The organism is uncultured Polaribacter sp. (assembly GCF_947497125.1).
Taxonomy (GTDB): domain Bacteria; phylum Bacteroidota; class Bacteroidia; order Flavobacteriales; family Flavobacteriaceae; genus Polaribacter.
This window is the reverse complement of the sequence record NZ_CANMFI010000004.1, coordinates 55,351-75,967: the sequence shown is the minus strand read 5'-3', so window position 1 is coordinate 75,967 and position 20,617 is coordinate 55,351. Positions and strand designations below refer to the sequence as shown.

Annotated in this window: 19 protein-coding genes and 5 tRNA genes; 22 read left to right on the top strand and 2 right to left on the bottom strand. The window is 33.1% G+C overall.

All coding sequences use genetic code 11. The features are described from left to right. Positions 1-6 precede the first annotated feature (6 nt). Both Q0678_RS07335 and uvrA read right to left on the bottom strand, forming a co-directional pair. The gene (locus Q0678_RS07335) at positions 7-714 is read right to left on the bottom strand and encodes a TIGR00730 family Rossman fold protein (RefSeq protein WP_299055984.1); all 708 of its coding nucleotides are present in this window, start codon (positions 712-714) and stop codon (positions 7-9) included. 57 nt (positions 715-771) lie between these two features. Continuing rightward, the gene (gene uvrA, locus Q0678_RS07330) at positions 772-3,591 is read right to left on the bottom strand and encodes an excinuclease ABC subunit UvrA (protein ID WP_299055981.1); all 2,820 of its coding nucleotides are present in this window, start codon (positions 3,589-3,591) and stop codon (positions 772-774) included. Between the two features lie 178 nt (positions 3,592-3,769). Here uvrA and Q0678_RS07325 point away from each other — a divergent pair, with 178 nt between their 5' ends. From Q0678_RS07325 to rpoB, 22 genes are all read left to right on the top strand, one after another. Continuing rightward, entirely contained in the window at positions 3,770-3,991 is a 222-nt protein-coding gene (locus Q0678_RS07325; protein WP_299055977.1) for a PspC domain-containing protein, read from the top strand. A 3-nt stretch (positions 3,992-3,994) separates the two neighbouring features. Continuing rightward, positions 3,995-4,993 (top strand): TrkA family potassium uptake protein, encoded by a 999-nt coding sequence (locus Q0678_RS07320; RefSeq protein WP_299055975.1) that lies wholly within the window; start codon positions 3,995-3,997, stop codon positions 4,991-4,993. 44 nt (positions 4,994-5,037) lie between these two features. Continuing rightward, positions 5,038-5,937, top strand: a complete 900-nt coding sequence (locus Q0678_RS07315) for an SDR family oxidoreductase (RefSeq protein ID WP_299055973.1) — start codon at positions 5,038-5,040, stop codon at positions 5,935-5,937. 85 nt (positions 5,938-6,022) lie between these two features. Beyond that, positions 6,023-7,636 (top strand): sodium:alanine symporter family protein, encoded by a 1,614-nt coding sequence (locus tag Q0678_RS07310; RefSeq protein WP_299055971.1) that lies wholly within the window; start codon positions 6,023-6,025, stop codon positions 7,634-7,636. 6 nt (positions 7,637-7,642) lie between these two features. After that, positions 7,643-8,539 carry a helix-hairpin-helix domain-containing protein gene (locus Q0678_RS07305; protein WP_299055968.1) on the top strand — a complete coding sequence of 299 codons (897 nt, stop codon included), beginning with the start codon at positions 7,643-7,645 and terminating at the stop codon, positions 8,537-8,539. Positions 8,540-8,562: 23 nt separating this feature from the next. Next, positions 8,563-9,729 carry an acyl-CoA dehydrogenase family protein gene (locus tag Q0678_RS07300; RefSeq protein ID WP_299055966.1) on the top strand — a complete coding sequence of 389 codons (1,167 nt, stop codon included), beginning with the start codon at positions 8,563-8,565 and terminating at the stop codon, positions 9,727-9,729. A 273-nt stretch (positions 9,730-10,002) separates the two neighbouring features. Then, positions 10,003-10,200, top strand: a complete 198-nt coding sequence (gene rpsU, locus Q0678_RS07295; protein ID WP_036785174.1) for a 30S ribosomal protein S21 — start codon at positions 10,003-10,005, stop codon at positions 10,198-10,200. A 403-nt stretch (positions 10,201-10,603) separates the two neighbouring features. Further along, positions 10,604-11,491, top strand: coding sequence for a tyrosine-type recombinase/integrase (locus Q0678_RS07290; protein ID WP_299055962.1), 888 nt, complete (start codon positions 10,604-10,606; stop codon positions 11,489-11,491). 3 nt (positions 11,492-11,494) lie between these two features. Next, entirely contained in the window at positions 11,495-11,803 is a 309-nt protein-coding gene (gene raiA, locus Q0678_RS07285; protein ID WP_299055959.1) for a ribosome-associated translation inhibitor RaiA, read from the top strand. A gap of 106 nt (positions 11,804-11,909) precedes the next feature. Next, positions 11,910-11,983 (top strand) — tRNA-Thr (locus Q0678_RS07280). A gap of 39 nt (positions 11,984-12,022) precedes the next feature. Beyond that, positions 12,023-12,104 (top strand) — tRNA-Tyr (locus tag Q0678_RS07275). A 13-nt stretch (positions 12,105-12,117) separates the two neighbouring features. Further along, positions 12,118-12,190 (top strand) — tRNA-Gly (locus tag Q0678_RS07270). 18 nt (positions 12,191-12,208) lie between these two features. Beyond that, a tRNA-Thr gene (locus tag Q0678_RS07265) sits at positions 12,209-12,281 on the top strand. A gap of 60 nt (positions 12,282-12,341) precedes the next feature. After that, entirely contained in the window at positions 12,342-13,529 is a 1,188-nt protein-coding gene (gene tuf / locus Q0678_RS07260; RefSeq protein WP_299055958.1) for an elongation factor Tu, read from the top strand. Between the two features lie 78 nt (positions 13,530-13,607). Then, positions 13,608-13,679 (top strand) — tRNA-Trp (locus Q0678_RS07255). A gap of 22 nt (positions 13,680-13,701) precedes the next feature. After that, positions 13,702-13,899, top strand: coding sequence for a preprotein translocase subunit SecE (gene secE / locus Q0678_RS07250; protein WP_299055956.1), 198 nt, complete (start codon positions 13,702-13,704; stop codon positions 13,897-13,899). Positions 13,900-13,901: 2 nt separating this feature from the next. Then, the gene (gene nusG / locus Q0678_RS07245; RefSeq protein ID WP_299055953.1) at positions 13,902-14,453 is read left to right on the top strand and encodes a transcription termination/antitermination protein NusG; all 552 of its coding nucleotides are present in this window, start codon (positions 13,902-13,904) and stop codon (positions 14,451-14,453) included. A gap of 70 nt (positions 14,454-14,523) precedes the next feature. Continuing rightward, complete coding sequence (gene rplK / locus Q0678_RS07240; protein WP_187482843.1) at positions 14,524-14,961, top strand: 50S ribosomal protein L11; 438 nt, start codon at positions 14,524-14,526, stop codon at positions 14,959-14,961. Between the two features lie 20 nt (positions 14,962-14,981). After that, positions 14,982-15,671: a 50S ribosomal protein L1 gene (gene rplA, locus Q0678_RS07235; protein ID WP_299055946.1), complete on the top strand. Its 690-nt coding sequence runs from the start codon at positions 14,982-14,984 to the stop codon at positions 15,669-15,671. Between the two features lie 19 nt (positions 15,672-15,690). After that, on the top strand, positions 15,691-16,209 hold the full coding sequence (gene rplJ, locus Q0678_RS07230) for a 50S ribosomal protein L10 (RefSeq protein WP_299055944.1): 519 nt from the start codon (positions 15,691-15,693) through the stop codon (positions 16,207-16,209). Positions 16,210-16,259: 50 nt separating this feature from the next. After that, positions 16,260-16,637 (top strand): 50S ribosomal protein L7/L12, encoded by a 378-nt coding sequence (rplL, locus tag Q0678_RS07225; protein ID WP_299055941.1) that lies wholly within the window; start codon positions 16,260-16,262, stop codon positions 16,635-16,637. A 147-nt stretch (positions 16,638-16,784) separates the two neighbouring features. Continuing rightward, positions 16,785-20,594, top strand: coding sequence for a DNA-directed RNA polymerase subunit beta (rpoB, locus tag Q0678_RS07220; protein WP_299055939.1), 3,810 nt, complete (start codon positions 16,785-16,787; stop codon positions 20,592-20,594). The last annotated feature ends 23 nt before the right edge of the window (positions 20,595-20,617 follow it).

Here is a 20,617-nt window from a genome sequence, read left to right as displayed (position 1 = left end):
GTATTCTTAAAAGTTTGGTTTTAATTGATACTTGGCGTAGAATTTATTTAAGTGATCTATTGCTTCATCAGCAGTATCTACAACTCTAAAAAGGTTCAAGTCTTTTTCAGAGATGTTACCTTCTTCTAAAAGGGTGTTTTTAATCCAATCTAACAAACCGCCCCAAAATTTTGTGCCAACTAAAATAATCGGAAAACGCCCTATTTTATTCGTTTGAATTAAGGTAATCGCTTCAAAAAGTTCATCCATAGTGCCAAAACCACCTGGCATTACTACAAAACCTTGAGAGTATTTAACAAACATTACTTTTCTAACAAAAAAGTAGTCAAAATCTAAACTTTTACCTGGATCTATCCAAGGATTGTCATGTTGCTCAAAAGGCAAATCGATGTTTAAACCTACAGAAGTTCCTTTTCCTCGGTTGGCACCTTTGTTACCAGCTTCCATAATTCCGGGTCCACCACCTGTAATTACACCATAACCATTTTGAGTCAATTTAAATGCAACTTCTTCTGCTAGTTTGTAGTATGGATGATCTGGTTTTGTTCTTGCAGAGCCAAAAATAGAAACACAAGGACCAATTTTACTCAGTTTTTCATATCCTTCAACAAATTCGGCCATTATTTTAAAAATAGCCCAAGAGTCGTTTGTTTTTATTTCGTTCCAAGTTTTTGGTTGTAGTTTTTCTTTTATTTTTCTATCGTCGTTTGTCATTTTTTTCTTTTTTTTATTGCAGTTAGCTAAATTACTTCTTTTAATTGAATTTTCTAATTAAAGCAACTTCTTTAAAAACTTTGCAGTATAACTCGTTGTATGTTTGGCAATTTCTTCTGGTGTGCCTGTTGTTAAAATTTCGCCACCTTTTTTACCACCTTCCATACCAACATCAATTACATAATCTGCTAGTTTTACAACATCTAAATTGTGTTCAATTATTAAAACGGTATTTCCTTTGTTGGCTAATTTGTTTAAGACTTCCATTAAAACTCTAATGTCTTCAAAATGGAGTCCTGTTGTAGGTTCATCTAAAATATAGAAAGTGTTGCCTGTATCTCTTTTAGATAATTCTGATGCCAATTTTATACGTTGTGCTTCACCACCAGAAAGAGTGGTAGATTGCTGACCCAGTGTTATATAACCCAAGCCGACATCTTTAATAGTTTTTAATTTTCTATGAATTTTAGGTATCATTTCAAAGAAATCAGTAGCATCTTCAATGGTCATATTTAATACATCAGAAATAGATTTTCCTTTGTATCTAATTTCTAGTGTTTCTCTATTAAAACGTTTTCCTTGACAGGTTTCGCATTCTACTTGTACGTCTGGCAAAAAGTTCATTTCTATAACTCGCACACCACCACCTTGGCAAGTTTCGCAACGTCCACCTTTTACATTAAAAGAAAAGCGTCCGGGTTTGTATCCTCTAATAGCTGCTTCTGGTGTTTTTGCAAACAAACTTCTAATTTCGTCAAAAGTTTTTGTGTAGGTTGCTGGGTTAGATCTAGGTGTTCTGCCAATAGGAGACTGGTCTATGTCTATTACTTTGTCTACATTTTCTAAGCCTTCAATTTTTTTGTAAGGCATTGGTTTTTTTACACCTCTATAAATATGTGCGTTTAAAATAGGGTATAGGGTTTCGTTAATTAAGGTAGATTTCCCACTACCAGAAACACCTGTAACACAAATCATTTTCCCGAGTGGAAAAGTAACAGAAACATTTTTAAGATTGTTGCCAGAGGCTCCTTTTAAGGTGATGGTTTTGCCATTTCCTTCGCGTCTTTTTTTAGGAACTTCAATCTTTTTAATACCTGTTAAGTAATCTGTGGTTAGCGTTTTTGTTTTAATAATTTCATTGTAGGTGCCAATACTTACAATTTCTCCCCCGTGTTTTCCTGCGCCAGGGCCAATGTCTAAAACAAAATCGGCCATTTTCATCATGTCTTCATCATGTTCTACCACCAAAACAGAGTTGCCAATATCTCTAAGTTTTACCAAAGAATCTATTAATTTTTCATTGTCTCTTTGATGTAAACCAATACTAGGTTCATCTAGAATATACAATACACCCACAAGCTGAGAGCCAATTTGGGTTGCCAAACGAATTCTTTGTGCCTCGCCACCAGAAAGTGATTTAGAGGTTCTGTCTAAAGTTAAGTAATCCAATCCTACATCAAGTAAAAACTGAATTCTAGTTCTAATTTCTTTTAAAATTTCTGTGGCAATTGTTTGTTGCTTTGTAGAGAGTTTTTGTTCTATATTTTGAAACCAATTTGCCAATTCTGCAACATCCATTTGTGCAAGATCACTTATGTTTTTATCAGTAATTTTAAAGTGAAGTGCTGCTGTTTTTAAGCGTTTTCCGTTACAAGTGCCACAGGTTACTTCATCCATAAAGTTTTTTGCCCAACGTTTTATAGAAGTGCTTTCCGCATGGTCGTATTGATTGTTTATAAAAGCTACAATACCCTCGAAATCTATTTTGTAATTTCTTCTAACACCTACAACCTTAGATTCAATCTCAAAAGACTCATTACCACCATTTAAAATAATGTCTAAAGCTTCTTTTGGAATGTCTTTTATTGGGTCTGTTAGCTTAAATTGATAGCGTTCTGCAATGTTTTGAATTTGTTTAAAAATCCAACTATTTTTTTGTTCCCCAAGCGGAACAATTCCGCCGTTTTTTATAGAAATGGTATCGTCTGGAAGTACTTTTTTTAAATTGATTTCATTGGTAATTCCCAATCCATTACAAGTATCGCAAGCACCTTTAGGAGAATTGAAAGAAAATGTATTTGGTTCTGGGTTTGGATAGGCAATTCCTGATGTAGGACACATAAGTTCTCTACTAAAGTAACGCGGTGTATTGTTTTCAATGTCAATAACCATCATAATGTTATTGCCAGAATACAAAGCAGTTTTTATGGTTTCTTCTAGTCTTTTTTCTATGGAATTGTTAACGGCTAATCTATCAATTACAACTTCAATATCATGAGTTTTGTAACGGTCTAGCTTCATGCCTTTTTCAATCTCTTTGATTTCTCCGTCTACGCGAACTCTTACAAAACCTTGTTTAGAAATTTGCTCAAAAAGTTCTCTGTAATGCCCTTTTCTAGATTTGATTAAAGGAGCTAAAACAGCTATTTTTTTTCCATCAAAATCTTTTAAGATTAGCTCTTTTATCTGTTCATCAGAATAGCTTACCATTTTTTGATTGGTATTGTAAGAATAAGCATCTGCAGCTCTTGCAAAAAGAAGCCTTAAAAAATCATAAATTTCTGTGATGGTACCAACTGTAGAGCGCGGACTTTTATTAGTTGTTTTTTGTTCGATAGAAATTACAGGCGAAAGACCGTCAATTTTATCTACATCGGGTCTTTCTAAGCCACCTAAAAATTGACGTGCATACGCAGAAAATGTTTCAATATAACGTCTTTGACCTTCTGCGTAAATAGTGTCAAAAGCCAAAGAAGATTTACCGCTACCGCTTAAACCAGTAATTACAACTAGTTTTTCTCTTGGAATTTTAACATCAATATTCTTTAGGTTATGAGCTCTTGCTCCGTAAACTTCAATGTATTCTTGGTCTTTCAAAAGGTGCTTGTTTTTTGGAAAAAAGCAAAGTTAATCAATACTAATTTAAAAAAAGAACAATTTTAAATGTGATTCTTAGGAAGCTTTTAAGAAGTACTTCAATTAAAATTTGTGTTCTAAAAACTATTGCAATCAAAACTATAAATAGTATCTTGCCCTATATTTAAAATACAATAAATTGATAGATTCAATAAGGCATTTTTTTGAAAGAAATGGGTTTGGTGTTTTCTCTAGATTAGCAGATAGGTTAGGGATGCAGGCCTCTAATGTGCGTTTGTATTTTATTTATGTCACTTTTTTTACTGCAGGTTTGTCTTTTGGATTGTATTTAACGATGGCCTTTGTATTAAAGTTAAAAGATATGATTTACACCAAAAGAAGTTCGGTTTTTGATCTCTAATATATGGTAATTTTAAAGTCGAAAATAAATAAAATTGTAGCCTTGGTAATAGCCATAATTGCTATTGGTACTATTGGTTACATGTTACTTTCGCATTACAGCTTTGTTGATGCGTTATATATGACTGTTATTACAGTTACAACAGTAGGTTTTGGAGAGCTGCAACCTTTTTCTTCAGAAGAAAAAGTTTTTACAATATTTTTAATTTTAACCAGTATTACTGTCTTTGGTTATGCGGTTTCTGCATTTTCAGAATATTTGGTAAGCGGTAAATTATTTGAACATTTTAAACACAGAAAAGTGGAGAAGCAAATACAACGTTTAAAAGGCCATACGATTGTTTGTGGTTATGGTAGAAATGGAAAGCAAGCTATCTTAAAGCTAAGCAATTACAACAAGAAATTTGTGGTAATAGAAAAAAATAAAGAAAGAATAGAAGGTTTAGATTTTGAGGGGATTTTAAATATTGATGGTGATGCCACTTTAGATGAAACTTTGCTAAAAGCAGGAATAGAAAATGCCTCATTTTTAATTACCGCTTTGCCATCAGATGCAGATAATTTGTTTGTGGTGTTAACGGCAAGTCAATTAAATAAAAACTGTAAAGTAATCAGTAGGGCCTCTAATGAAAGCTCTTACAGCAAACTAAAAATTGCAGGAGCAGACAATGTTATTATGCCAGATAAATTAGGAGGAAACCATATGGCGTCTTTAGTAACCACACCAGATGTTATAGAATTTGTAGATCGGTTGACTATCGAGGGAGAAACGACCGCAAATTTAGAAGAAATTGCAGTAGATGATTTACCTAAAAAATACATCAACCAAACTATTTTAGATTTAGATTTAAGAAGACAGACTGGTTGTACTGTAATTGGCTTTAGAAATCCTGATAAAGATTATGTAATCAATCCAGAGGCAGATATCAAACTGATTGAAGGTTCTCATTTGATTGTTTTAGGCAGGCCTGCACAAATTATAAAACTAAGAGAGTTGTTTTAAGTTTTTAATAAAATCAATCCAAACATCTATTATTAAATTTACATATGAATAAAGTAGTTATAACTGGAAGCAACGGATTGTTGGGGCAATCTCTTTTAGCATTGTTGTTAAAGGAGAAAGAAAAATACCAGGTATACGGGTTTTCTAGAGGGGTTAATAGAAGTGGTAGAGAAGATTTTGAATACAAAGCGATTGATATTACAGAAGAACATCAGTTAAAAAATGCGTTAACCGAAATTAGACCAAACTATATTATTAACACAGCTGCAATGACACAAGTAGATGCTTGTGAGTCAGAGAAAGAAGCTTGCGATGTTTTAAATGTTTCCGTTGTGAAATGGTTGGCAGAAACTTCACAAAAAATAAACGCACATGTGGTGCATATTTCTACAGATTTTATTTTTGATGGTAAACAAGGTAATTACAAAGAGACAGATGCACCAAATCCGTTAAGTTATTACGGACTTTCTAAATTAAAATCAGAACAAGTTTTAGAAAAATCAAATATAGATTACACTATTCTAAGAACTATTTTAGTGTATGGCAAGGTGTTTGATATGAGTAGAAATAACATTGTGCTTTGGGTAAAAGAAATGTTAGAAAAGAAAAAAGAAATAACCATTGTAGATGATCAGTATAGAACACCAACTTATGTAGAAGATCTGTCAATGGCTTGCAAACTTGCCATGGATAAAAAAGCTACAGGTGTTTTTAATATTTCATCAAACCAGTTGTTAAGTATTTATGAAATAGCCCATCAAATAGCAGAAGTCTATGAATTAGATGCAAGTTTTATAAAGCCAATTTCAACTAAATATCTAAATCAAAAAGCGGCAAGACCAGCAAAAACAGGTTTTAATTTAACAAAAACAAATACTGTTTTAGGGTTTTATCCAAAACCTTTTAAAGAAGATTTACAAAGATTTAAGAGAAACAGTTTGTAAAATATAGATTTTACGCTTAAAACTTGTTAAAAGAGCAATTTTTTATGATATTGCGACTTACTAAATAAACTAATTAAATTTTATTATGAATAAAAAACTTCTATCACTACTATTTTTAGTTACACCATTTTTAACATTTGCTCAAGAAAAAGGTTTAGATCAAAAAATCGATGAAGCTTTTGGAAATGCTACAGGTTGGTTTGTTGATATTATTTTTTATCAAATACCTTTTACAGATACAGTAAGCATTTACTGGGTTTTGTTTCCGTTAATTTTGGGAGCTTTATACTTTACATTTTACTTTAATTTCATCAATTTTAAAGGTTTTATTACCTCAATTAATATTGTTAGAGGTAAATATGATGCGTTAGAAGGCAATGGTAAAAAAGGCTTAGAGGTATCTAACAATGTGTCTAAAACAAAAGAAGGAGATAATCCTGATACAATAAGAGTAGAAGGTCATCAAGGAGAGGTTTCTCACTTTCAGGCTTTAACGGCAGCATTATCTGCAACAGTAGGTTTGGGTAATATTGCAGGAGTTGCAATTGCAGTTTCTATTGGTGGTGCTGGTGCAACCTTTTGGATGATTGTAGCAGGTTTTTTAGGAATGGCTTCTAAGTTTGTAGAATGTACCTTAGGTGTAAAATATAGAGATATTGAAGCAGATGGTACTGTTTACGGTGGTCCGATGTACTACTTAACAAAAGGATTAAAAAATAAAACCTTAGGAAAAATTTTAGCCGCTTTATTTGCAATTTTTGTAATTGGTGGTTCTTTTGGAGGTGGGAATATGTTTCAGGTAAATCAAGCATTTCAATTAGTAGAAAACATTACAACGCCAGTTGGTGGAGTTTCTGTTTTACACGGTAAAGGTTGGTTGTTTGGTTTGGTGATGTCTATTCTTGTTGGTATTGTAATTATCGGAGGAATTAAAAAAATTGCCAAAGTAACTGATAAAATTGTGCCTTTTATGGTTGCAATTTATGTAGCAGCTGCATTATTTGTGATTTTTGCAAATTACGATATGATTGGAGATGCTTTTTCTCAGATTTTTAATGGAGCTTTTAGTCCAGAAGGAATTGCAGGTGGTGCTATCGGAGTTATGATACAGGGTTTTAGAAGAGCAGCTTTTTCAAACGAAGCAGGTATTGGTTCTGCTTCAATAGCGCATTCGGCAGTAAAAACTAAATATGCAGCAAGTGAAGGTATGGTAGCTTTATTAGAGCCTTTTATAGATACTGTTGTTGTTTGTACTATGACAGCTTTGGTTTTAATTATTACCGGAAATGTAACAGCAGAAAATGCTTCTTTAAATGATGCACAAGCAATCTTATTAACATCAGGAGCTTTTGAATCTGCTATTTCTTGGTTTCCTTATGTATTAACTATTGCAGTAGTATTATTTGCATTTAGTTCTATGATTTCTTGGTCTTATTATGGTTTTCAAGGTTGGTCTTATCTTTTTGGTCGATCTAAAAAAATGGAATATGCTTACAAAGTAATCTTTTGTATTTTTGTTGTAATCGGTGCAGCGGCTAGTCTAGGCTCTGTAATTGGTTTTTCTGATGCAATGGTATTTGCTATGATGGTGCCAAACATGATTGGTTTAATACTTTTAGCACCTAAAGTTAAAGAAGAATTAAATAAATACATGTCTGCTATAAAAGCTGGCAAAGAAGAAAAAGAAGCTAGCGCATAAAAAAATATGAACATTTTTAAACCCCATTTCTGGTATAACAAAAGCCAAAGAAATGGGGTTTTCTTTTTAATGATACTTATTGTTGCAGTTCAGATTGTTATTGTTTCTTTTCGATTTTCTTCAGATGAAATAATTGTTCCCTCTAAAACTTTAGTCGCATTTCAAAAAGAAATAGACAGTTTAAAAGCAGTTGCTTTAAAAGAGAGGCAACCTAAAATCTATCCTTTTAATCCTAACTATATTACAGATTTTAAAGGACATCAATTAGGGATGTCTTTAGATGAAATAGACCGTCTTTTTGCATTCCGTAAAACTAATAAATTCATCAATTCGGCAGCAGAATTTCAGCGAGTAACGCAAGTGTCAGATTCACTATTAGCAGCTATTTCAATTTACTTTAAATTTCCAGATTGGGTAGTTCGTAACCATCAGCAGCAAAAAGGCAGCAATAAGTCTTCAAACTCCTTAAACACTAAAACTAAAAAGCCTAAAACATCCATATCTACTTCAGATTTAAATAATGCTACGGCTACAGATTTACAAAGTATAAACGGAATAGGACCTGCTTTCTCGGAACGCATTATTAAGTATCGTTCTAAATTACAGGGTTTTTCTCTTGAAGAACAACTTTATGAAGTTTGGGGTTTAGAAAAAAATGTTGCAGATAATGTTTTAAAAGTCTTTAAAATTAGCATTCAGCCAACGTTGGTAAAACAGAACGTAAATACGGTTTTATTTAAAGAACTACTTAAGAATCCATATATAGATTATGAGTTGTGTAAAAAAATATTCAGTTACAGAGATGAGGTTGCAGAACTCCAAAATATCAACGAATTAAAAAATATCGAAGGCTTTCCTTTAGAAAAGTATCATAGAATAGTCTTATATTTGGAGGCTAAATAAACAAGATAAATCTGTATTATAATATGAGCAGTATGTATTTTACTGAAGAGCACGAAGCTTTTCGTGCAAGTTTTAAAGATTTTTTACAAAAAGAAGTAGTTCCTCATATAGAAAAGTGGGAAAAAACGGGTACAATAGATCGTTTTATTTGGCAAAAATTTGGCGAAATGGGCTATTTTGGGTTGTCTACTCCAGAAGCCTATGGAGGTTTAGATTTAGATCTTTTTTATACCATTATCTTTTTAGAAGAAATGCAGAAAATAAACTCTTGTGGATTTGCAGCTGCAATGTGGGCGCACGAGTATTTAGCAATGACGCACTTAAATAAAGAGGGTACAGAGGCTATCAAACAAAAATATTTGGTACCTAGTGTCACCGGAGAAAAAATAGGGTGTTTATGTATCACAGAGCCATTTGGTGGTTCTGATGTTGCAGGAATGCGATCTACAGCAATTAAAAAAGGAGATACTTACGTTTTAAATGGTTCTAAAACGTTTATAACAAACGGAGTTTATTCAGATTATTTAATCATTGCTGCAAAAACAGATCCTTCAGACAAATACAAAGGAATAAGCATTTTTGTTGTTGATAGAGATACTCCGGGTATTTCTGCAACCAAATTAGACAAACTAGGTTGGAGAGCATCTGATACCGGAGAAATTGCTTTTGACAACGTAGTAATTCCTGCAGAAAATTTAATGGGCGAAGAAGGAAAAGGGTTTCCGTACATTATGCAGCACTTTGCTTTAGAGCGTTTGTTAATGGGGGTAAACGCACATGCCAGAGCAGAATATGCAGTAGATTATGCAATAAAATACATGCAAGAAAGAGTTGCTTTTGGCAAATCTTTAGATAAATTTCAGGCATTAAGACATAAAATCGCAGAGATGGCAAGTAGAGTAGATATGTGTAGAGAATACAACTATTCTATAGCCAAAAGACTAGATCAGGGTACTTATGTGGTAAAAGAAGCAAGTATGTCTAAATTATTGTCTACAAAAATGGCAGACGAGGTTATCTACGATGCATTGCAATTGTTAGGTGGTTACGGTTATATGGAAGAGTATCCAATGGCACGCTTGTTAAGAGATAGTAGGTTAGGGCCTATTGGTGGTGGTACTTCAGAGATTTTAAAAGAGATTATTGCAAAAATGGTAATCGATAATAAAGAGTATAAACCAGCAACCTAATAGTAGAACTACGAGTTAAAAAGCTTTCAGTAAATTTTATTATTTAAGTATAAGGGCGTTACCTAAAAAGGTCGGGCTTTACACTGTATCTTTTTTGAAAAACACAAAAAAGGATGCCGTTTCAATCCCTAACGCAAATACTAGGCTTAAAAATAATTTAATTAAAAATTTGTAATTCGTAATTAATAACTACATTTGCAGACCAAAAAATAAAACAAATAGTTTAAAAACTATTCAAAATATAAAGATACTTATGAAGGGAGGTGCCAACTTATGTTAATTATACCAATTAAAGAAGGAGAAAATATAGATAGAGCTTTAAAGCGTTACAAGAGAAAATTCGATCGTACGAAAACAATGAAAAATCTACGTAACAGAAAAAACTTTACAAAGCCATCTGTAGCAAATAGAGCTCAAAGAATAAAAGCTTCATATGTTCAAAGATTAAGAACACAAGAAGAAGTAGGTTAATGAAACTCAATTTTTAGAAGTCACAGACGCACTAAAAATTGTAAGTTGAATTAATTCCGAATTTATTTCGGGATATAGCAAAAGCTATCCAAAACATTAAACTCGTATCATGTATTTGATGCGAGTTTTTTTTGTGCTGATTTTAGAAGTCGCAGACGCACTAAAAATTGTAAGTTGAATTAATCCCGAATTTATTTCGGGATATAGCAAAAGCTATCCAAAATATTAAACTCGTATCATGTATTTGATACGAGTTTTTTTTTGTGCTGATTTTAGAAGTTAGTTAATTTTTATAAATACCTTTTGCTTTATTAAATAGTTTTACAATCAATGGAAATAGAGTTGGATTATTTTTTCTAATTATTTTGTAAATTTACAGCAGCTATCAACAAATAACTATAATTTGATCAACGCATTCTTAGAGTATCTTTCATCAGAAAAAAAGTATTCATCGCATACTTTAACCGCATATAAAAAAGATTTGTTGTCTTTTAAAGAGTTTTTAATCACAAATTATAGTCAAGAAAACTTATTAGATGTTCATTACAGTCAAGTTAGAAGTTGGATTGTTCATTTAGTGGGTATTAAGATATCAAACAGAACCATTAATAGAAAAATAAGCTCTTTAAAATCGTATTATCGTTTTTTGATGAAAGCAGAGCAAATAGAAAGTAGTCCGTTGGCAAAGCACAAAGCTTTAAAGATTCCTAAGAAAGTTCAAGTACCTTTTTCGGTTAAAGAGATAGCCGCTGTAATGACTAATTTTAATGATAAAAATGATTTTGTTGCTCTAAGAGACCGATTGATTATAGAGCTTTTATATTCGACAGGTATTAGAAGAATTGAATTAATTAATATAGAGTTGGCAGATGTTAATTTATCAGGTAAAACAATAAAAGTGTTAGGAAAAAGAAATAAAGAGCGTTTTATTCCTTTGTTAGATTCTGTAATTGGTAGCTTACACAATTACTTATTGTTAAGAAAAGAGAATGCAAAAGCAGATACTGCACTTTTTATTACTGAAAAAGGAAATAAATTATATGAAACTCTTGTGTACAGAGTTATAAATTCTTACTTTAGTAGAGTCTCCTCAAAAGAAAAGAAGAGCCCACATATATTAAGGCATTCTTTTGCAACACATTTATTGAATGAAGGGGCAGATTTAAATTCGGTTAAAGAGTTGCTAGGGCATTCTTCTTTAGCCTCTACTCAAGTCTATACCAATAATAGTCTTGATGCTATAAAAAAAGTGTATAACAAGGCGCACCCTAGAAGCCATAAAAAAGAATAAGATATGAAAGTGTTCACGCAATCGGTAAATTTTAATGCAGATAGTCAGTTGATAGAGTTTGTAGAAACCAAAGTATCGGCTTTAACAAAGTTTCATGATAAAATAGTAGACGCAGAGGTTTTTTTAAAAGTTCAAAATACAAGCGATAAAGAAAATAAAATTACTGAGGTTAAAATAAATATACCTGGTAACGAATTAATAGTTAAAAGAGAAACAAAAACCTTTGAAGAAGGCGTAAACGCTGCTGTTGATAATTTAAAAAGACAGTTAAAGAGATCAAAAGAAAAACATAGAGACTCTTTAATTTCATAAAATGATAAAAAAAATGAAAATATTTTTATAAAAAGTTTTAGAATATAAAAAAACTTTATACATTTGCAATCCGTTAGAAATAGCGGGTTGTTTTTTTACATCAAAAGCCGATGTAGCTCAGCTGGCTAGAGCAGCTGATTTGTAATCAGCAGGTCGTGGGTTCGAGTCCCTCCATCGGCTCAATAGAAAAACAAAAGTTCATTAAAATAGTAAATTAAAGGGGAGATACTCAAGCGGCCAACGAGGACGGACTGTAACTCCGTTGACTACGTCTTCGCAGGTTCGAATCCTGCTCTCCCCACAATTTACAATTTGCGAAAGTAGCTCAGTTGGTAGAGCGTCAGCCTTCCAAGCTGAATGTCGCCGGTTCGAACCCGGTCTTTCGCTCAAAATAAATATCAACAGGCCGGTGTAGCTCAGTTGGTAGAGCGCATCCTTGGTAGGGATGAGGTCGTGGGTTCAAGTCCCATCGCTGGCTCAATTGATACGTATTATTAGACACTAAACATATTTAAACAAGAATTAAAAATCAATAATTATGGCAAAAGGAACTTTTGACCGTTCGAAACCACACTTAAACATTGGTACTATCGGACACGTAGATCACGGTAAAACAACTTTAACTGCGGCTATTACTAAAGTATTAGCTGATGCAGGATTCTCTGAAGCTAGATCTTTTGATCAGATTGATAATGCTCCAGAAGAAAAAGAGAGAGGTATTACAATTAATACTTCACACGTAGAATATCAAACACAAAATCGTCACTATGCACACGTAGATTGTCCAGGTCACGCCGATTATGTAAAGAACATGGTAACAGGTGCTGCTCAAATGGACGGTGCTATATTAGTTGTTGCTGCTACAGACGGGCCAATGCCACAGACAAGAGAGCACATCTTATTAGGACGCCAGGTTGGTATTCCTCGTATGGTTGTTTTCTTAAACAAAGTTGACATGGTTGATGATGAGGAGTTACTTGAATTAGTAGACATGGAAGTAAGAGAATTACTTTCTTTCTATGAGTATGATGGTGATAATGGACCAGTTGTTTCAGGATCTGCTTTAGGAGCATTGAATGGTGAGCAAAAATGGGTTGACACTGTATTAGAATTAATGAACCAAGTTGATGCTTGGATCGAAGAGCCTTTAAGAGAGGTTGATAAAGATTTCTTAATGCCTGTAGAGGATGTATTTTCTATTACTGGTCGTGGAACTGTAGCTACAGGTCGTATCGAAACTGGTATTGCTAATACAGGAGATGTTGTTGATATTATTGGTATGGGAGCTGAAAAAATGACTTCTACTATTACTGGTATCGAAATGTTCCGTCAAATCTTAGATAGAGGTGAAGCAGGAGATAATGCAGGTATCTTATTAAGAGGTATTGCAAAAGAAGATATTAAAAGAGGTATGGTAATCTGTAAGCCAGGTTCTGTAACTCCTCATGCTAAGTTTAAAGCAGAGGTTTATGTTCTTAAGAAAGAAGAAGGTGGTCGTCACACGCCATTCCATAACAACTATCGTCCACAGTTCTATGTAAGAACTACAGATGTTACAGGTACAATTAATTTGCCTTCAGGAGTTGAAATGGTAATGCCAGGAGATAACTTAACAATTACAGTTGATTTATTACAACCAATTGCATTAAACGTAGGTTTACGTTTTGCTATCCGTGAAGGTGGTAGAACAGTTGGTGCAGGTCAGGTAACTGAATTATTAGACTAAAATAACTTTTAGTTTACTAATTATAATTTAAAAGGTATCCCGATTTTTTCGGGATGCCTTTATAAATGAAATATAAATACGGGCGTAGTTCAGCGGTAGAGCACTGGTTTCCAAAACCAGGTGTCGGGAGTTCGAATCTCTCCGTCCGTGCAAATAAAAACATAATAGTAAGATGAACTTTATACAATATATTAAAGAGTCTTTTGACGAGTTAAGTAACCACATGACTTGGATATCTAAAGAAGATGCTCAAAAAACAACGGTAACTGTAGCTGTTTTTACAATTGTATTTGCACTAGCAGTTGCAGGTATAGATTATGTTTTTCAAACAGGATTAGATAACTTTTTTGGAATGTTTAAATCTAATTAATTATGGCAACTGATTCAGTAATGAAATGGTATGTTGTAAGAGCCATTGGTGGACAAGAAAATAAAGTTAAAGCTTATATAGAAAATGAAATTTCTAGATTAGGCTTATCAGATTTTGTTAGTCAAGTAATTGTACCTACCGAAAAAGTAGTACAAATTAGAGACGGCAAAAAAGTAAACAGAGAAAGAGTTTATTTTCCTGGTTACATTATGGTTGAAGCAAATTTATCTGGTGAAGTACCGCACGTTATAAAAGGAATAACTGGTGTAATTGGTTTTTTAGGTGAAACTAAAGGTGGAGAGCCTGTACCAATGCGTAAATCAGAAGTAAATAGAATGTTAGGTAAGGTTGATGAGCTTTCTGTACAAGAAGAAAGTATTGCAATTCCGTTTAGCATTGGTGAAACTGTAAAAGTTGTAGATGGTCCTTTTAATGGATTTGATGGAACGATTGAAAAAGTAAATGAAGAAAAACGTAAGTTAGAAGTAATGGTAAAAATCTTTGGAAGAAAAACACCATTAGAGCTAAGTTACATGCAAGTAGAAAAAATATAGTTGTTACAATTCAAATACCGATTTGTTTTTAAGCTTCCAAAATTAAAACAAATCATTAAACATTTTTAAAATGGCAAAAGAAGTTAGTAAAGTAGTTAAGTTACAAGTAAGGGGAGGCGCAGCGAATCCATCGCCGCCGGTTGGACCCGCTTTAGGAGCTGCTGGTGTTAACATTATGGAGTTTTGTAAACAGTTTAATGCGAGAACGCAAGACAAACAAGGTAAAGTTTTACCTGTTGTTATAACTGTTTTTAAAGATAAATCTTTCGATTTTCTTGTAAAAACCCCTCCTGCAGCAGTTCAGTTACTAGAAGCGGCCAAAATTAAAAAAGGTTCAGGAGAACCAAACAGAAAGAAAGTAGCATCAGTTACTTGGGATCAAATTAAAGTAATTGCAGAAGATAAAATGGTAGATTTAAATGCCTTTGAAATTTCTTCAGCAATGCGAATGATTGCAGGTACAGCACGTTCTATGGGATTAACAGTAAAAGGTAATGCACCAGCATAAACTTTATAAAAATTAGTAATATGGCAAAATTAACAAAAAAGCAAAAAGAAGCTTACGCAAAGGTAGATAGCTCTAAATCTTATGATTTAGCAGCAGCTTCAGCGCTAGTCAAAGACATTACCAATGTAAAGTTTGATGCATCAGTAGATTTAGCAATACGTTTAGGAGTAGATCCTCGTAAAGCAAATCAAATGGTAAGAGGTGTAGTAACTTTACCTCATGGTACTGGTAAAGATGTAAAAGTATTAGCATTAGTAACACCAGATAAAGAAGCAGAAGCTACTGCAGCTGGTGCAGATTATGTTGGTTTAGATGAGTACCTTCAGAAAATTAAAGGTGGTTGGACAGACGTAGACGTAATTATTACAATGCCTAGTGTTATGGGTAAATTAGGTCCTTTAGGAAGAGTTTTAGGTCCAAGAGGTTTAATGCCTAACCCAAAAACAGGTACAGTAACTATGGATGTTGCAAAAGCTGTAACAGATGTAAAAGCTGGTAAAATTGACTTTAAAGTTGATAAAACTGGTATTGTACATGCAGCAATTGGAAAAGTATCTTTTGATGCTAAGAAAATTGAAGAAAATGCAAACGAGCTAATACAAACTATAATTAAATTGAAACCAACAACAGCAAAAGGAACGTATGTAAAGAGCGTTTTTATTTCTAGTACAATGAGTCCTAGTATTGCAGTTGATGTAAAAGCTGTTTAATACGTTAAAACTTATAATCATGACTAGAGAAGAAAAATCACAAGTAATAGAAGATTTAACAACGGTATTAGCAGAAACAAATACGTTATATTTAGCAGATATCTCTGGATTAGATGCACAAACTACCTCTAACTTACGTAGAGCATGTTTTAAAGCAAATGTTCAGTTATCAGTTGTTAAAAATACTTTGCTTGCAAAAGCAATGGAAGCTTCAGATAAAGATTTTGGAGACTTACCATCAGTATTAAAAGGAAATACATCAATGATGATTGCTGAGGCTGCAAATGCACCAGCAAAATTAATCAAAGAATTCAGAAAGAAAACCAAAGATAGACCTATTTTAAAAGGTGCCTTTGCAGAAGAATCTGTATATATCGGAGATAATCAATTAGATGCTTTAGTAGATATTAAATCTAGAGAAGAGTTAATTGGTGAAATCATTGGCTTATTACAATCACCAGCGAAGAATGTTATTTCGGCATTACAATCAGGTGGTCAAACACTTTCAGGTATTATCAAGACTTTATCTGAAAAATAATTACGCGCACAAATAAACTATAATAAACAAAATTTTTAAAAACAATTACAATGGCAGAATTAAAAGATTTCGCAGAACAATTAGTTAACTTATCAGTAAAAGAAGTTAATGAATTAGCTACTATCTTAAAAGATGAGTATGGTATTGAGCCAGCAGCAGCTGCAGTAGCAGTAGCAGGACCAGCAGCAGGTGGTGCAGAAGGAGGTTCAGACGAACAAACTGAATTTGACGTAATTTTAACAGCAGCAGGTGGTTCTAAGCTTGCAGTAGTAAAATTAGTTAAAGAATTAACTGGTTTAGGTTTAAAAGAAGCTAAAGGTGTTGTAGATAGCGCACCAGCACCAGTTAAAGAAGGTGTATCGAAAGATGAGGCTGAAGGTCTTAAAGCAGCTTTAGAAGAAGCAGGAGCTGAAGTAGAGCTTAAGTAAGCTTATACTCCCGACTAGATATAGGTTTAGCGGGAAAAACAAATTTAGGTTTAGGTACTAAAAACACCCGTTTTTAGTCCTAAACCATTTTGTGTATATATTCGTTCTTTATTTTAATTCAGATTTTAATCAAAAAAATATTCTCTTTTGGCAACGAAAAACACTACTGAAAGAATCAATTTCGCTACTTCTCAAATGATAAAGGAATATCCAGACTTTTTGGATATTCAGGTAAAGTCTTTCCAAGACTTTTTCCAACTTCAAACTAAGGCAGAAGAAAGAGGTGAAGAAGGTTTGTATAAAACCTTCATGGATAACTTTCCAATTACAGATACAAGAAATCAATTCGTTTTAGAATTTTTAGATTACTTTGTAGATCCACCAAGATATTCTATACAAGAATGTATTGAAAGAGGTCTAACACACAGTGTGCCCTTAAAAGCACGTCTTAAATTGTACTGTACAGATCCAGAACACGAAGATTTCGAAACAATTGTACAAGATGTTTATCTTGGTACAATCCCTTATATGACAAACTCTGGTACCTTTGTAATCAATGGTGCAGAGCGTGTGGTGGTTTCTCAATTACATCGATCTCCTGGTGTATTTTTTGGGCAATCTTTCCATGCAAACGGTACAAAATTATATTCTGCAAGAGTAATTCCTTTTAAAGGTTCTTGGATAGAATTTGCTACCGATATCAATCAAGTAATGTATGCTTATATTGATAGAAAGAAAAAATTACCTGTTACTACTTTATTTAGAGCCATTGGTTTTGAAAGAGATAAAGATATTTTAGAAATTTTTGACCTTGCAGAAGAAGTAAAGGTTTCTAAAGCAGGTTTAAAGAAAGTATTAGGTAGAAAATTGGCTGCTAGAGTTTTAAAGACTTGGCATGAAGATTTTGTTGATGAAGATACTGGAGAAGTTGTTTCGATAGAACGTAACGAAATCATTTTTGATAGAGATACAATCTTAGAAAAAGAACATATTGACGAAATTATAGAAGCAGGTGCTAAAACCGTTTTACTTCATAAAGAAGATAACGATATGGCAGACTATGCGATTATTCATAATACGTTACAGAAAGATCCTACAAACTCTGAAAAAGAAGCTGTAGAACATATTTATAGACAATTACGTAATGCAGAACCGCCAGATGAGGAGACTGCAAGAGGTATTATTGATAAGTTATTCTTTTCTGAACAACGTTATAATTTAGGAGAAGTTGGTCGTTTTAGAATGAACACTAAACTTCAATTAAATGAACCAATAGATCAAAAAGTATTAACGAAGTTAGATATTATTACGATTATTAAATATTTAATCGAATTAATAAATTCTAAAGCAGAAGTAGATGATATTGATCATTTATCTAACAGACGTGTAAGAACAGTTGGCGAGCAATTAGCGGGTCAATTTGGTGTTGGTTTAGCTCGTATGGCAAGAACAATTCGTGAACGTATGAATGTACGTGACAACGAAGTGTTTACACCAATCGATTTGATCAATGCAAAAACATTGTCATCTGTAATTAATTCTTTCTTTGGTACCAACCAATTATCTCAATTTATGGATCAAACCAATCCATTAGCAGAGATTACTCATAAACGTAGATTATCTGCTTTAGGACCAGGTGGTTTATCAAGAGAAAGAGCAGGTTTCGAGGTGCGTGATGTTCACTATACTCATTATGGACGTTTATGTCCTATTGAAACTCCTGAAGGACCAAATATTGGTTTAATTTCTTCTTTAGCAGTATTTGCTAAAGTGAATAACTTAGGGTTTATAGAAACACCATATAGAAAAGTAGACAACGGTTCAGTTGCTTCTGACGAGCCAATTTATTTAAGTGCAGAAGAAGAAGAAGGTATGAAAATTGCCCAATCTAATTTAGAGCTTAAAAAAGATGGAAAAATCGTTTTAGATAGAGTTATTGCAAGAGAAGAAGGAGATTTCCCAGTAGTAAATCCAGATGCGATTAACTATATGGATGTTGCTCCAAATCAAATTGCTTCAATTTCGGCATCTTTAATTCCGTTTTTAGAGCATGATGATGCCAACCGTGCATTAATGGGATCGAACATGATGCGTCAAGCAGTTCCTTTATTAAGACCAGAGTCTCCTATTGTAGGAACAGGTTTAGAGCGAAGAGTTGCTAAAGATTCTCGTATCTTAATAAATGCAGAAGGTGCAGGTGTTGTTACTTATGTAGATGCAAATAAAATTACTATTAAGTATGATAGATCAGAAGAAGAAAAACTAGTAAGTTTTGAGTCTGATGAAATTTCTTACAACTTAATTAAATTTAGAAAAACCAATCAAGGTACCAACATTAACCTAAAACCTATTGTAGAAAAAGGTGATAGAGTAAATGAAGGACAAGTACTTTGTGAAGGTTATGCAACACAAAAAGGAGAATTAGCTTTAGGTAGAAATATGAAAGTAGCCTTTATGCCTTGGAAAGGGTATAACTTTGAGGATGCGATTGTAATTTCTGAGAGAGTTGTTCGTGAAGATATATTTACATCTATTCATATTGATGAGTATTCTTTAGATGTTAGAGATACAAAATTAGGAACTGAAGAGTTAACTAATGATATTCCTAACGTATCTGAAGAGGCTACTAAAGATTTAGATGAAAATGGTATGATTCGTATAGGAGCAGAAGTTAACCCAGGTGATATCTTAATTGGTAAAATTACACCAAAGGGAGAATCTGATCCAACGCCAGAAGAAAAATTATTACGTGCTATTTTTGGAGACAAAGCAGGTGATGTAAAAGATGCATCATTAAAAGCTTCGCCATCATTAAGAGGTGTAGTAATTGATAAAAAGTTATTTAGAAGAGCTGTAAAAGATAAAAACAAAAGATTAAGAGATAAAGAGGCAGTTGCTAAATTAGAATCTTCTTTTGTATCTAAGTTTGAAGCTTTAAAAGATGTTTTAATTGAAAAATTATTCACATTTATTAGCGGAAAAACTTCACAAGGTGTTTTTAATGATTTAGGTGAAGAAGTTTTACCAAAAGGTAAAAAATATACACTTAAAATGTTAAACTCTGTAGATGATTATTTACACTTAACAGGTTCTTGGACTACCGATAAAGAATTAAATGATTCTGTAAGCGAATTAGTTCATAACTATAAGATTAAAGTAAATGATTTACAAGGATCTTTACGTCGTCAAAAATTTACAATTTCTGTAGGTGATGAGTTACCAGCAGGAATTTTAAAACTAGCGAAGGTTTACATTGCTAAAAAGCGTAAACTAAAAGTTGGTGATAAGATGGCAGGACGTCATGGTAACAAAGGTATTGTTGCTCGTATAGTAAGAGCAGAAGATATGCCTTTCTTAGAAGATGGTACACCAGTAGATATTGTTTTAAATCCGTTAGGAGTACCTTCTCGTATGAACATTGGTCAAATTTATGAAACTGTTCTTGGTTGGGCAGGTCAAAAATTAGGAACTAAATATGCAACACCAATTTTTGATGGAGCATCTTTAGATCAGATTAATGAAATTACAGACAAAGCAAGTGTACCAAGATTTGGTCATACTTACTTATATGATGGTGGTACAGGTAAGCGTTTTGATCAACCAGCAACGGTTGGTATCATTTATATGATTAAGTTAGGTCATATGATTGAAGATAAAATGCATGCTCGTTCTATAGGACCATATTCATTAATTACACAACAACCATTAGGTGGTAAAGCACAATTTGGTGGTCAGCGTTTTGGTGAGATGGAAGTTTGGGCATTAGAAGCATATGGTGCGTCTAGTATTTTAAGAGAAATCTTAACTGTAAAATCTGATGATGTAATGGGTAGAGCTAAAACATACGAAAGTATTGTGAAAGGTGAAACAATGCCAGAACCAGGTTTACCAGAATCATTTAACGTATTAATGCATGAACTTAAAGGTTTAGGTTTAGACGTTAGATTAGAAGAATAATTTTTAATAGTTGGTAGTTGTTA